Source organism: Lentzea sp. NPDC058450 (assembly GCF_042721395.1).
Classification (GTDB): domain Bacteria; phylum Actinomycetota; class Actinomycetes; order Mycobacteriales; family Pseudonocardiaceae; genus Lentzea.
Window position 1 is genome coordinate 1 of record NZ_JBHXLO010000049.1, and the last position, 13,516, is coordinate 13,516.

Genomic DNA, 13,516 nt, shown 5'->3' on the forward strand with positions numbered 1-13,516 from the left:
GCTTTTCAGCCCGGCCTTTTCCGGCCGATGAGCGCCTCGCAAGGGCCCCGAAGTCAAGCCCCAATCTCTATCGACGCGCCAGCGGCGATGACGCAACCAAAACTCGTCAAAGTCTTTGCGCCCCAACGCAACCACCCAACAAAGGTGACGCACCCGACAGGGCTCGACGGGGCGAGGTCCCGAGCCCCCACCCCACCTCACCTAAACCAGCAGGAGCGACTTGCCAAGCGTCACGCGCTCCTCCAACGCCCGATGAGCCTTCTCCACCTCCACCAACGGATAAGTAGCACTGATCACCGGCCGGATGCGCCCCTCAACCGCAAGAGCAAGCGCATCAGCAAGGAGCCCCCGCACAACCTCAGGCCCCGGAGCCCCAGCCCCCAACACGTCGTCCACCACCACCCGCCGCCGCCCAGCCTCGGCCGGATCGATCGTGGTGAGCCCGTCCGACGAGCCGTAGGTGACGAACCGCCCGCCGTCCGCCACCGCCTCGAACGTGGCCTGGCCGAGTGCGCCGCCCGCGCCGTCGTAGGCGAGACCGACGCCGCCCGTCACCCCGCGGACCTCGTGCTGCCAGCCGTCCACCGAGTAGTCGACGGCCGCCTCGGCGCCCAGCTCACGAACCAGGTCCAGCTTGCGCTGACCACGAGCGGCGGCGATGACGCGTGCCCCCGCGCCGCGCAGCAGTTGGACGAGCAACGAACCCGCCCCGCCGGCCGCTGCCGAGACCAGCACCCAGGACCCGGCGGTGATCTCCGTGCGGCGCAGGAGCAGCAGGGCGGTGGCGCCGTCGTGGATCATGGCGGCCGCCGTCGTGGAGGGCAGGTCGGGAGGCACGGCCACGAGGTTCTCCGCCGCGAAGGCGACCTGCTCGGCGTAGGCGCCGGCACCTCGGGCGATGACGCGCCGGCCCACCCAGCCCGGGGAGACGCCCTCGCCCACCGACAGCACCACGCCTGCTCCGCCCAGGCCGGGGACGTACGGCAGGGTCAGCGGGAAGTACTCCTGGCCCCAGCCGCCGCGCAGCAGGGTGTCCAGGAAGATCACGTCGGCGACCTCCAGCGCCACCACGGCCTGTCCCGGGCCCACGGAAGGCGCGTCGATCTCTTCCACCCGGAGCGCTGAGGCTCCACCGAACTCGTGTACGCGGACAGCACGCATGAGCCAACCCCCACCTCGAACAACCTGGTCGGACCCACCGTAAAAGCTCCAGATTGGTCGAGATCAAGCTCAGACGGCCGCGAAGTCGTCCAGCAGCGCCGATGCCACCTCCACGTCCGGGCTCAGCTGGCGGTCGGACATGTCCGGGTTGAGTTTTGCCTCCGCCGCTTCGAAGGCGGCGCGCAAAGCGGCTGTGGCGGGAACGATGCCCCGGAGGCGGAGGGCGCGGACGGCGGCGACGACCTCGCAGGCGAGCACCAGGCGGAAGGCGCCCAGGGAGCGCAGCGCCTGGGAGGCGGACTGGAAGGCGAAGCTGGAGTTCTCCTCCTGGCCGCGCGACACCACGGCGTTGCCGATGCTCGCGGGCTCGGCGAGGGTGCGGACTTCGGCCAGGGCCGAGTTGGCGCTGTACTCCAGGATCATCACGCCCGAGCTGCCGCGCACGCCCTCGGCGAGGAACGGGCGCAGGCCCGTGAAGTTCGGTTCGACCAGGGTGGCCAGGCGGGCGGTCGAGATGTGGCCGGTGTGCAGCATCGACAGGCGCAGGCGGTCGAGGGCCTGGCCCAGGTACGCGCTGTGGAACGCGCCGTGGTGGTACGCGGCGTCGTCCTCGGGGCCGAAGTGGTCGGCGACGATCAGCGGGTTCTCTGCGGCGGCGTTGAACTCGACGTCGAGCACACGGCTGAGGTCGGTCGCGGCGTCGACGGCCGGGCCGTGGATCTGCGGGAAGCAGCGGTAGCCGAACGGGTCCTGGATGCGGGCCGGCGGACGCGGGGGATCGCCGATCAGGCGGCGCATCTCGGCGGCGACCGCGACCTGGCCGGGGTGCGGGCGGCCCAGGTGGACGCGTTCGTCGTAGGCCTCGACGGCCCCGTCGACCGCGAGGAACGACAGCGCGGCCACGACCTGGGTCGCCTTCAGCAGGCGGTGCGCGTCCTGCCAGGCGAGGCCCGCCATGCCGATCGTCAGGGCGTTGCTGCTGATCAACGCCAGCGCGTCGCCCGAGTCGAGCTCGATCGGGTCCGGGGTCTGGGTGGAGCCGAGCCAGTAGCGCTCGCCGAGCAACGTCAGGCCCGTCTCGGCCAGCGCGGTCAGGTCGCCGGTACCGATCGCGCCGTACTCGTGCACGCCGGGGTAGCAGCTGCTGTTCAACGCGGCCAGCAGTGCGTCGGCGACGGCCATCCGCACGCCGGCGCCGCCCGCCAGCAGCTGGTTCAGCCGGACGACCATCATCGCCCGCACCTGCTCCTCGGGCAGCATGCCGCCGAGACCGCCGGCGTGACTGCGCAGCAGGCGCAGGCCGTGCTCGGCCCACCCCTCCGTGCTGACGATCTGGTCGCGGTTCGCGCCCACGCCCGTCGTACGGCCGTACACCTGTCGTCGCACCACAAGACGCTGACTGGCCTGCCACGACGCATCGAGCCGTGCGAGTCCATCAGCGTGGAGGGTCACCGGGGCGTGATACCGCGCAACGCGCACCACGTCGTCGGCGCTCAGGGACTGACCGTCCAGCACGACAGGGGAGTCTTCGACCATGGCACCAATGTGAGCACATAGGGTTCAAAGGTGCTCGTACTGCATGGCCTCTGCACGACCGACGGCGTCCTCGCGCTGTGGGCCGAGGACTCCGGGCTGCCCGCCCGCAGCGAGAGCACGCGACGCGACGCGCCCCACCCGTTCGCCGCGAACGCCGAGTCGCTGGCCGCCGCCCTCGGGCTGGAGCCGCTCAAGACGACCACTCGCGCGTTGCTGCTGCCGTCGTACGCGTCGGGTCCGATGGCCTCGCCGGAGCTGGTCCGAGACCCGCTCACGGCCGGGCGGGCGCCGCGCGGCAAGGTGGCGCTGCGGCAGTGGGGCGTGCCCACGGTCCGCCTGCACGGCACTCCGGAACGCCCTGCGGAGATGCGCCTGAGCGACTCGGCGCGGTTCGTGTTCGACGTCGCCGGATTCGCCGCTGACCTGGTCGAACGCGGCCGCGTGCTGCCGTCGGTCGCGCCCGATCAGCCACGGGCCCGGTGGGTGCCGGTGCTGTCCGGCACGGACTCGGCGCGCTTCGCCGCGTTGCAGGCCGCGATGCCGCCCGCCTGCCGGTGCGAGGAGATCGTCAGCGACCCCGCCGAACTCGTGCGTGCGGCGCTCACGACAGCGGTGGACGAGCAGGTGCGCGCCCGTCTCGCCGGCGTCGCCCTCGCACCGAAACGACGCGGGCGCGTGACCACGGCCGAGGCGTGGCTGGCCGCGCTCACCGACGAGCCAGTGTTCGACGCCGACCCCGTGGAGCTCTACGAACTGCGCGAGCAGCTCGACCGGTGGCGGGACAGCGCGGGCAACGAGAGCCCGGTGCGCACGTGCTTCCGGCTGCGCTCGCCCGAGCAGCGCAACGACGAGGAGTGGGCCGTCGAGTTCCTGCTGCAGGCCGTCGACGAACCGAGCGTGCTCGTGCCGGCGCAGCAGGTGTGGTTCGCGGACGACGGCGTGCTGCGACGCTGGATTCCGGCGCCCCAGGAGCACCTGCTCGCCGATCTCGGGCGCGCCGGCAAGCTGCACCCGGACCTGGACGAGGCGTTGCGCGGGCAGCACCCGTCCGAGCTGGAGGTCGGCGCGGAGGGCGCGTACCGGTTCTTGACCGCGGCGCCCGCGCTGGCGCAGGCCGGGTTCGGCGTGCTGCTGCCGTCGTGGTGGCAGCAGACGACGAAGCTCGGCCTGAAGCTCACCACGAAGAGCCGCGGCACGGCCGGGACCGTCGCCAAGGAGAGCGAGATCGGCCTCAAGTCCATCGTGGACTACAAGTGGGAGCTCGCCCTCGGCGAGGACACGCTGACCGACGCGGAGCTCGCCGAGCTGGCCAGGGCGAAGGTGCCGCTGGTCAAGGTGCGCGGCCAGTGGGTGCAGGTCGACCAGAAGCGGCTCGCGGCCGGGCTCGCGTTCCTCAAACGGGGCGGTGGCCAGATGACCGCGGCCGAGGTGATGCTCCACAGTGGACTCAGTGAGGCGGACGAGAGCCTGCCGCTGCCACTGGTGGACGTCGAGGCGGACGGCTGGCTCGGCGACCTGCTCACCGGGAAGGCCGACGAACAGCTGGAACCCGTCGACCCGCCGGAGAGCTTCGGCGCGCGGCTGCGCCCGTACCAGCAGCGCGGCCTGGCCTGGCTCGCGTTCCTCGACAGGATCGGCCTGGGTGCGTGCCTCGCTGACGACATGGGCCTCGGCAAGACCGTGCAGCTGCTGGCGCTGGAGGCGCTGAACCGCGCGCAGGGCGAGCGGCCGCCGACGTTGCTGATCTGCCCGATGTCGGTCGTCGGCAACTGGCAGCGCGAGGTGGCGCGGTTCACCCCGGAGCTCAGGGTGCACGTGCACCACGGCGCGGACCGGCTGGACGGCGACGCGCTGCGCGAGGCCGTGGAGAGTCATGATCTCGTGCTCACCACCTACGCACTGGCCGCACGCGACGCGGATGCGTTGGGGGACTTGACTTTCGACCGCGTGGTGCTGGACGAGGCGCAGAACATCAAGAACAGCGCCACCCGGCAGTCGCAGGCCGTGCGACAGCTCAAGGCACGGCACCGCGTCGCGCTCACCGGCACGCCCGTCGAGAACCGGCTGGCCGAGCTGTGGTCGATCATGGACTTCGCGAACCCCGGCGTGCTCGGCACGGTCAACACGTTCCGCGCCCGCTACGCCGTTCCGGTGGAGCGGCACAACGACCAGGAAGCCGCCGAACGCCTGCGCAAGATCACGAACCCGTTCGTGCTGCGGCGGGTGAAGACCGACCCGCGCATCATCAGCGACCTGCCGGACAAGGTCGAGATGCGCCAGCTGTGCAACCTCACCACCGAGCAGGCGTCGCTGTACCAGGCCGTCGTCAACGACATGCTGGAGAAGATCGAGGAAGCGGACGAGGGCATCGAGCGGCGCGGGCTGGTGCTCGCGACCATGTCGAAGCTCAAGCAGGTCTGCAACCACCCCGCCCACTTCCTGGGCGACGGTTCCCGCGTCGCGGGCCGGTCCGGCAAGCTCACGCGGCTGGAGGAGGTGCTGGAGGAGGTGCTCGCCGAGGGCGACAAGGCGTTGTGCTTCACGCAGTTCACCGAGTTCGGCAGCATGCTCGTGCCGTACCTGGCCGCGCGCTTCGACACCGAGGTGATGTTCCTGCACGGCGGCACTTCCAAGGCTTCGCGTGATCGCATGGTGGAGCGCTTCCAGGACCGGAAGGGGCCGTCGCTGTTCCTGTTGTCGTTGAAGGCGGGCGGGACCGGGCTCAACCTCACCGCCGCGAACCACGTGATCCACCTGGACCGCTGGTGGAACCCGGCCGTCGAGGACCAGGCGACCGACCGGGCGTTCCGGATCGGGCAGCAGCGCAACGTGCAGGTGCGCAAGTTCGTGTGCATCGGCACGCTGGAGGAGCGCATCGACGCCATGATCGAGGAGAAGCGCGCGTTGGCGCAGCTCGTGGTCGGTGCCGGCGAGAACTGGCTGACCGAGCTGTCGACGTCCCAGCTGCGCGACCTGTTGACGTTGTCGGGGGAGGCCGTCGGTGAGTGAGCACTGGTCCGGCGAGAAGCCCCGCTACGGCAGGACCATCAAGGCGGACAACGGGATCAAGGCGCGGTCGAAACGCGGTGACATCGGTGCGACGTGGTGGTCGCGGCGGTTCATCGAGGTGCTGGAGTCGTTCGGGATGGGCGGGCGGCTCACGCGGGGCCGCAACTACGCACGGCAGGGCCAGGTCCTGTCGCTGTCGTTGTCCACGAGCATGGTCATCGCGCTGGTGCAGGGGTCGCGGCCGACGCCGTACAAGGCGCGCATCGCGATCAAGTCGTTCACCGGTGCCGAGTGGCAGCGGATTGAGCACGCTTTGGCCGGGAAAGCCTTGTACGCGGCCAAGTTGCTGGCCGGCGAGATGCCGTCGGACATCGAGTCGTTGTTCGCGTCGCTGGGGCTGGGACTGTTCCCGGCGACGCAGCGCGAGATGCAGATGGACTGCACGTGCCCGGACTGGGAGGTGCCGTGCAAGCACCTCGCGGCCGCCTGCTACCTGCTGGCGGAGTCGTTCGACAACGACCCGTTCGAGATCCTCGCGTGGCGCGGACGCGGTCGTGAGGAACTGCTGGAGCGGCTGCGGATGCTGCGCGGCACGACGCTGGCGGCTGCGACGCGCGAGGAGGCGCCGCCGTTGACCAGGTGCCTGGACACGTTCTGGAGCCGGCAGACCACGACGAACCTGAGCCTCGGTGATCCGACCGCGGTGGTGCGGACGGACGCGGTGCTCGACCAGCTCGACTCCGTGCCCATCACGGTGGGGGGAGCGTCGCTGGCCGAGCTCGTGCGTCCGGCCTATCTGGCGTTGAAGCCTGCCGACTAGCGGATCCAGCCGAGGCGCAGGAAGACCGACTCGCCCGGCGCGTCCTCGAGGCCGTCGTTGTCGACGACGCCGACGAGGCGCTGAAGCGGCCAGGTGCCGATGACGGCGAGGCCTTCCGGCTTGTCGTGCGTGGCGGCGCCGTCGGCCTTCAGCGCGGGGACGAGGTCCTCGGCGAGCTTCTTGGTGACCACCGGCTTCTCGGTGCCGGCGGGGACCGGCTTCAGGTTGCCGATGTCGACGCGGAAGACCTTCTTGGTCCTGGCAGCGTCACCGCGCTGGTTGTCGCGTTCGAGGACCAGCAGCGTGCGGTCGTTCAACGCCGTGATCTCGGACAGGCCGATCCACGCACCGGCCTGCGGCGCGTCGAGCGGGTACGCGGCGAACGCCCACTCGCCGGTCGCCGGCGTGTAGCGGGCCAGCGTGGCCTGGCCGGGATTGTCGGCCTTCCACTCGCGCTGGACCGCCAGCCACACCTGTTCGGTGCGGCCGCTGCCGACGGTGGTCACGCCCTCGAAACCGTTGCTGGTGGCGGTCTTCGCGACGGCCTCGGGCAGCGGGATCTCCTTGGTGACGGCGCCGTTCGCGCCGACTTCGAGCAGCAGGTTCGGCTTCTGCTTGCCGTCGCCCTCGACCGCGACCCAGTACCCACCGGCCTTGCGCGCGGCGATGCCCTCACCGTCGTAGCTCGCCGGCTGACCGTCCTTGGTGAGCGTCAGCTCCTTGCGGACCTTGGCGGGGGCCTGGACCGTGTCGATCGTCAGGATGCGGGTCGGCGTGTAGGCGGCGTCCGTGATGGACACGACGTCGCGGTAGTTGCCGGGGATGCCCGAAAGTCCAGACAGCGCACCGAAGTTGATGCCGTCCGACACGATCGAAGGCGTGCCTTGGTTGCGCTGCAACGACACCGCGAGCGGCGTGCGCGTGAGCTCGTAGCCGCTCAGCGATGACCGGATGCCGTCCTCGGCCGAGTCCTCCTCCGCCGCGACGACGAGCGTCCGGGTGGCGGGGATCGGCAGCAGGCCCTCCGGCCCCACCCCGGTCGGCAGCGCCTGCAGGAACCGCGGCTTGCGGGGGTTGTTCACGTCGTACACCGCGACGAGGTTCGCGCGCTCCAAGCCGACGAACGCGTACTTGTCCTTGCCGAAGGTCGCGACTGCCAGACCCTCCGGCTCCACACCCTTGTTGTCCGACCGGCCGTCCGGGTACTGGCCCTGCTTGACGGCGATCTGCTGCAACTCGTTGCCCGACGAGAACACGACCTTGCCGGAGTCGGCGTCGAACACGGTCCACGTGCGTGACCCACCGAGGTAGTCACCTTCATCGGCGGTGCCGAGCGTGTGGTCGTCGAGCCACGCGACGGCGTCCGGCTCGCGCGCGGCCGTGATGGTCTCGCTCGGGTCGAACTTGCCGTCGTCCTTGGTGTCGGTGTTGCTGACGGTCGCCGTGCCTGCGGAGAAGTGCTTCACGATGTTGCCGGACTTGAGGTCCACGATCGCGATGTGGTTGTTCTCCTGCAACGTGACCGCTACCTGGTTGCGGCCGTTGATGCTCACGTACTCGGGCTCGGGGTCGGTGGGGGCGACCTCGGCGATGTTCGTGAGCTCGACCTTGCGGAGCTGGTACTTCTTCGGGTCCTTCGTGAGGTCCACGATGGTGAGGTAGCCGGCCGGCGCCTGGGGGATGGCGCCGTCGTTGACGTCCTCGTCCCGTTCGTTCTCGATGGCGATGGCCGCGTATCGGCCGTCCTTCGAGATGTCGATGGAGTCCGGTTGGCCGCCCAGTTCGTAGGTTGCGACTACTGCCCGGGTTTTGAGGTCCACCAACAGGAGTTGGCCGGACGGGGTGGTGAAGGATTGTGAGGTGTTCACCGCTACCAGGGCCAGGTTGCCTTGGATGTCCACCGACGTTGGCTCGCCTGGCATTGCGAGTACGCCGTCTGGGGTCAGCTTTGTGCCGGCTTTCGCGTCGGTCCTCGTGAAGCCGATTCGTCTGCCTGGTGAGTCGGTGTAGACGATCAGTTTGCCGTCTGGGGTGGCGGCGGCGATTTCGGATGCGGTGTGTTCGGATTCGGAGGTGTTGCGGAACACCGACATCGTGTCGAACCGCTGGAAGCGTTGTGGTGTTGATGCTTGGGCTGGGGCGGCGGATGCCAGCAACACTGCGGCCACCAGGCCTGTGCACAACCGGACCACTGGTCCTCCTCGATTGGGGCGGAGGCGCGCATTGTGGCTGACGGAGTGGGCTGGTGGGTGAACGTTTGCTGATCATCTGGGGTGGGTTGCGTTGGGTTGCAAAGACGAACTGCGGACGAGCCTTGGTCACGTCATCGCCGCTGCGCGACGATAGAGATTGGGGCTTGACTTCGGGGCCCTTGCGAGGCGCTCATCGGCCGGAAAAGGCCGGGCTGAAAAGCGCCCGGCCGAGCTCGAGAAGCTAGCACCTCGCACCCAAAGTCAAGCCCCAATCTCTTTGCAGCGTGGGCACGTTGGGCGGGTACGTCACCCCATACCGCTTGCCGTGATTCGCCCAGGAGGGACGCCTCGCCTTCGGCATTGCGTTGAGGTCAGGTAGCTCGGCTTCGCCATTGCGTTCGCGCGCTCTGACGGGCTCGCCTTCGGCTTCGCATGTCCTAAAGCCATTGGTACCCGGCAAGGCTCCATCCGTCTTGGCTCACCACACCTGCCGCCGCATCTCGCCCGGCACGTCTGGCTCACCACATCTCATCCGGCGTACCTGCCCGCCACACCTGGCTAGCCATTGCTGCCGCACCTGGCTAGCCATTGCTGCCGCACCTGGCTAGCCATTGCTGCCGCCTCATCTCGCCCGACGTGCCTGCCGCCACACCTGGCCAGTCGTTGCTGCCGACGTATCTTGCTCGGCACGCGCGCTCACCACGTCTCGCCGCCGTGCTCGCTCTCCGGCCTCCTCCTGCATGCCGCGCTGCATCGGTTCTTTGTGCCTCGGCTCGCTGCCCTGCCTGGGTCACCCCGTCTTGCTCGCTGCGCCTCGGTTGGCCTTGGCTTGTGGCGCCGCCCTGACCCGTTGGTGCCTGGCTGGCCTGCGCTGGGGCTTGGGTGCGCTTGGCGGGCCTGGCGGCTTGGGTCTGGCGGCGGTTGGGGTTGGGGTGGGTTAGCGGGGGAGTTTTGGCTTTGAGCGGTTGGCCCAGAGGGTTACGCCTGCTCCGGCCAGGCCCACTTGGAGGGCCAGTTCGATCCAGTCGATTCCCGGGGTGTCCGCTACTCCCAGGACTGTGGCGGCTGCCGTGCCCAGCAGGGCGGCGACTATGCCTACGAGGATGGTTGCCAGCAGGGAGACGTGTTGCCTGCCTGGGATCACCAGGCGGCCCAGGCCTCCGATGATGGCTCCGAAGAGCAGGGCTGTGAACAGGCCGCCGATTTCCACTGGGTACCCCCTGAGAGTTGTGGTTGCTACTTCAGGGTGTGCTGGGGCTTGGGTTGGCGGATCAGGTTCTTCCCTGACTTTGCCCTGAGGTCGACCCCAGGAGGGTTGCGGCTGCTGGCGAGAGTTCTCGGCCTGGGACGTCCGGGTCGCAGCCGATTCTGGCCAGGCGGGCTCGAATCGCGGTGGCTGAGCGTTGCATGGCGTCGGCGGTCGACCTGATCAGCTTTGCCGCGTCCGGGTCGGTGGTGGTGAGCCAGGCGGTGCGGAGGGTGTCGTCGAGGGTGTCGGTCCAGGGTTGGTTGGCGTTCGCGTGGCGGGACGGGCGGGTGCGCAGGCGGGTGTGGGCCGTCAGGACTCGGGCCAGGAGTTTGCCCACTGTGGCGCCGCCCTCTACTGGGAGGCGCAGGCGGCCGTCCGCCACCACCTCGCCGGAGTCGAGTGCGCCCAGCAGGTCCAGCACCAGTGCGTCGGTCGAGTCGGTGGTCGCGCTCAGGCGGTAGTTGACCTCGCCCAGCTTGGTTTCGTTGTGGTACGTGGATGTCATGGGCTCGACGTTAGGGAGGGGGTCTGACGGGAAATCGGGGGTGGAGGCCTTCGGACGCGTTTGTGGAGGAGGAGTTCACTCGATGGGGTGGCGGGGCTTTCCGCGTGCTCAGCGGGAACGGTGGCGCTCCGCCTGCGCAGGGGTTATTTGGAGGTCACGGACTTGCGGCCGGTGCCGATGTCGGCGACGTCCGCGGCGGCGCGGCCCGCGCCCCAGCCGGCGGCGGAGCGGACCGTCACGCGGGAGGTGCGGGTGCGGGTGAACATCTGCTCGAACAGGGTGTCGACGGCCTGCTTGCGTTCGGCCAGGACGGGCAGCAGTCGTTCGTCGTCCACCTCGGGGACCTCGTCGACGGCCGTCAGCCGCTCGCCGATGCGTGAGGCGTACGCCACCAGGAACGACTTGCGGAACGGTCGTGAGCGAGCCTCGCTGCCCTTTCCGGACTTGCCGCCCACGGCGACCATCGCGCGGGTGGCCTGCACCAGCAGGGACGTCGACAGGAGCTCGATGCTCTCCAGGTCCACCTCGTCGCCCACGAGCGCGACGAACCCGAACCCGTCGTAGGCCACCGCACGGGACCGGAACGCCCCGGACACCACGTGCACCAGCTGCGACTTCTCCTTGAAGTAGCTCTTGTCCAGCCACATCCGCCGCGAGGTCGCGAGGGCGGGCAGGTCGGCGTCGAGCATCGCCCGCTCCAGCGCGTGGCGGTTCATCAGCTCCTGCGCCTTGGCCGACAGCGCCTCGGCCTCCTCCGGGAACGCCGTGGACTCGGCCTTCGCCAGCAGGCCTCGCACGCGGTTGAGCACCTTCGGGTCCAGCCCCGCGCGCACGGCGGACATCAGCGCGTCGCCCGGCAACGGCAGGATGAGCGGCAACGAGGGCATACGACCGATGAACTTCAGCAGCTCGGCCGCTGTGCGTTCGGCGTACGAACGAGTCTCGATGTGCCGCGACGCCCACGCGTCCAGCAGCGGTCCCTCCCACCACACGGTGGCGCCGATCTCGTCCAGCTGAGCCTGCCACCGCGGGTGCACGGTGCTCGCCGCATGCGGCGAACAGGACAAAGCGATCACGTCCACCACGAGCGAGGCGGCGGACTCGTCAAGAGAACGCGACACGATCTCGCGCACGTCGTACGGCAGCCAACCGCGCTCCCACAGCGCATCGACCGCTTTCACCAGTTCCACGCCACGCAGTATGAGACGTCCGCCATGTGCACAGGTCGGGGACCACCTGGTAGACACGGGATGTGATCGAGCTCCAGTTCCGCGGCCGGACGGTCGTCCGCGACCACGCGCTGGTGATGGCGATCATCAACCGCACCCCCGACTCGTTCTACGACAGGGGCGCCACCTACGCCGAGGACGTGGCCATGGAGGCCGTGCACCGCGTGGTGGCCGAGGGCGCGGACATCGTGGACATCGGCGGCGTGAAGGCCGGTCCGGGCGATCTGGTCGACTCCGGCGAGGAAGTGCGTCGCGTCGTGCCGTTCATCGCACGCGTGCGCGCCGCGTACCCGGACCTCATCATCAGCAGCGACACGTGGCGTGCGGACGTCGGCAGGCTCGTCTGCGAGGCCGGCGCCGACCTGCTCAACGACACGTGGGCGGGCGCGGACCCGCAACTGGCGGAGGTCGCCGCGGAGTACGGCGCCGGCTACGTCTGCTCGCACACGGGCGGCGCGCGGCCCCGCACGCGTCCGCATAGGGTTAGTTACCCGAACCTCGTCGCGGACGTCGTCGCGGAGACGACGACGCGCGCGGAACGGGTGGTCGCACTCGGTGTGCCTCGCAAGAGCGTGCTGATCGACCCCACACACGACTTCGGCAAGAACACGTGGCACAGCCTCGCGCTGGTGCGCCACACGGACGCCTTGGTGGCGACGGGGTGGCCGGTGCTGATGGCGCTGTCCAACAAGGACTTCGTCGGGGAGACCCTCGGCGTGGAACTGCACGAGCGCGTCGAGGGCACCCTCGTCGCGACCGCGATCGCGGCGTTGGCGGGCGCCGCGGTCTTTCGCGCGCACGAGGTGGCGCGAACCAGACGAGTACTCGAGTCCGTCGCTCGACTGTGAGCTGGAGGTATCAGGTGGACGACGTCTTCGCCCGGTTTTCGGATGACCGGTGGGACGACTTCCTCGACGAACTCGACAAGATCCGCGTGAGCGTGGTGGATCCCGCGGAACGGCAGCAGCTGAAGGCGACCGCGCGCCGCGACGCACGGGAGGCGGCGGCCCAGCCGTTGCTCGTGCGGATGGCACTCGCGGACCACTACCTGAACCTGCTCGCCGTCGGCGTGTGGGCGGGCGACGAGAGCTGGCGTGCCGAGCTGCGCGACCTGGTCGTCTCTCTCGTGCCCGAGGACGACGAGACGCGCGATGACGCCCTGTTGAGCTCTGTCATCGCCGTGGTGCTCGCACAGCTGCTTCAGGACGCACGGCTGCGTGGTGGCTCCGAGGCCGATGTCATCGCACGGTCGGCGTGGGAGAAGGCCCAGGAGTGGGCCGCCTACGCGGAGGACCGGCATGTGGAACGCCTCCTGCACCACTCCACGGAGGCCGGTGCGCGCGTGGTGACGGCGTCGGAGGTCCAGGAGGTCGTGGAGCTCGCCACGGCCGCCGCGGACGACTCGCACGCCGAGACGATCGCCGCGCTGGAGACCGAGGGCTTCACGGCGGAGTTCATGAACGGCGTGTGGGTCGTGGAGGGTGAGTTCCGCAACGCCGTGCGGGCCGCCGCGCGCGCGATCACGCTCACGGGCCACGGCTGCGTCCTCGCGCGCAACATCCGGCAATCGACCGTGATGTTGTGGCACGAGAACACGCTCGCCATGGCGGACTCGAAGGTTCCGCGCTGGCGCGTCTACCCGATCCTCGCGCCCGTTACGCCGCAATCGAAGTTTTCAGGCGGTGAAGGCCTGCCGTTCACCCGCGAGACACACCCGTTGGCACCCGCTCCAGAAGTCGTGCGCCGGTTGGCCGACGCCGTAGGTGTCAACCTGTCCCATCTGCTGGCTGCATTGCGGTAAAGGGGTGATCTTTG

The 13,516-nt window shown here is 69.6% G+C and carries 9 protein-coding genes; 4 read left to right on the forward strand and 5 right to left on the reverse strand.

The annotated features are described in order from the left end of the window. Nucleotides 1–201: 201 nt before the first annotated feature. The gene (locus tag ACFWNN_RS42980; RefSeq protein ID WP_382445755.1) at nucleotides 202–1,161 is read right to left on the reverse strand and encodes a zinc-binding dehydrogenase; all 960 of its coding nucleotides are present in this window, start codon (nucleotides 1,159–1,161) and stop codon (nucleotides 202–204) included. A gap of 69 nt (nucleotides 1,162–1,230) precedes the next feature. Further along, nucleotides 1,231–2,697 carry an aromatic amino acid ammonia-lyase gene (locus ACFWNN_RS42985; protein WP_382445756.1) on the reverse strand — a complete coding sequence of 489 codons (1,467 nt, stop codon included), beginning with the start codon at nucleotides 2,695–2,697 and terminating at the stop codon, nucleotides 1,231–1,233. A 30-nt stretch (nucleotides 2,698–2,727) separates the two neighbouring features. Between ACFWNN_RS42985 and ACFWNN_RS42990 the strand changes: the two genes are divergently transcribed. Continuing rightward, a complete protein-coding gene (locus ACFWNN_RS42990; RefSeq protein ID WP_382445757.1) occupies nucleotides 2,728–5,706 on the forward strand; it encodes a DEAD/DEAH box helicase in 2,979 nt (992 codons plus the stop codon). Further along, a complete protein-coding gene (locus ACFWNN_RS42995) occupies nucleotides 5,699–6,526 on the forward strand; it encodes an SWIM zinc finger family protein (RefSeq protein ID WP_382445758.1) in 828 nt (275 codons plus the stop codon). The genes ACFWNN_RS42990 and ACFWNN_RS42995 overlap by 8 nt, the downstream gene beginning before the upstream one ends. Here ACFWNN_RS42995 and ACFWNN_RS43000 read toward each other — a convergent pair. The 3 genes from ACFWNN_RS43000 to ACFWNN_RS43010 form a co-directional block, all read right to left on the reverse strand. Next, nucleotides 6,523–8,346 (reverse strand): esterase-like activity of phytase family protein, encoded by a 1,824-nt coding sequence (locus tag ACFWNN_RS43000; RefSeq protein WP_382445759.1) that lies wholly within the window; start codon nucleotides 8,344–8,346, stop codon nucleotides 6,523–6,525. The genes ACFWNN_RS42995 and ACFWNN_RS43000 overlap by 4 nt on opposite strands. A 1,643-nt stretch (nucleotides 8,347–9,989) precedes the next feature. Further along, nucleotides 9,990–10,472, reverse strand: coding sequence for a hypothetical protein (locus ACFWNN_RS43005; protein ID WP_382445760.1), 483 nt, complete (start codon nucleotides 10,470–10,472; stop codon nucleotides 9,990–9,992). Nucleotides 10,473–10,615: 143 nt separating this feature from the next. Beyond that, nucleotides 10,616–11,662, reverse strand: coding sequence for a DUF2786 domain-containing protein (locus tag ACFWNN_RS43010; RefSeq protein WP_382445761.1), 1,047 nt, complete (start codon nucleotides 11,660–11,662; stop codon nucleotides 10,616–10,618). Nucleotides 11,663–11,724: 62 nt separating this feature from the next. On the opposite strand from ACFWNN_RS43010, the gene folP reads away from it, so the two are divergent. Both folP and ACFWNN_RS43020 read left to right on the forward strand, forming a co-directional pair. Beyond that, entirely contained in the window at nucleotides 11,725–12,549 is an 825-nt protein-coding gene (folP, locus tag ACFWNN_RS43015; protein ID WP_382445762.1) for a dihydropteroate synthase, read from the forward strand. A 14-nt stretch (nucleotides 12,550–12,563) separates the two neighbouring features. Beyond that, nucleotides 12,564–13,502: a hypothetical protein gene (locus ACFWNN_RS43020; protein WP_382445763.1), complete on the forward strand. Its 939-nt coding sequence runs from the start codon at nucleotides 12,564–12,566 to the stop codon at nucleotides 13,500–13,502. Nucleotides 13,503–13,516: the final 14 nt, after the last annotated feature.

What these genes read in the sequence shown, in the direction of transcription:
- ACFWNN_RS42980 (WP_382445755.1), bottom strand. Translation starts at nt 1,161, where the DNA reads ATGCGTGCTGTCCGCGTACACGAGTTCGGTGGAGCCTCAGCGCTCCGG.
- ACFWNN_RS42985 (WP_382445756.1), bottom strand. Translation starts at nt 2,697, where the DNA reads ATGGTCGAAGACTCCCCTGTCGTGCTGGACGGTCAGTCCCTGAGCGCC.
- ACFWNN_RS43005 (WP_382445760.1), bottom strand. Translation starts at nt 10,472, where the DNA reads ATGACATCCACGTACCACAACGAAACCAAGCTGGGCGAGGTCAACTAC.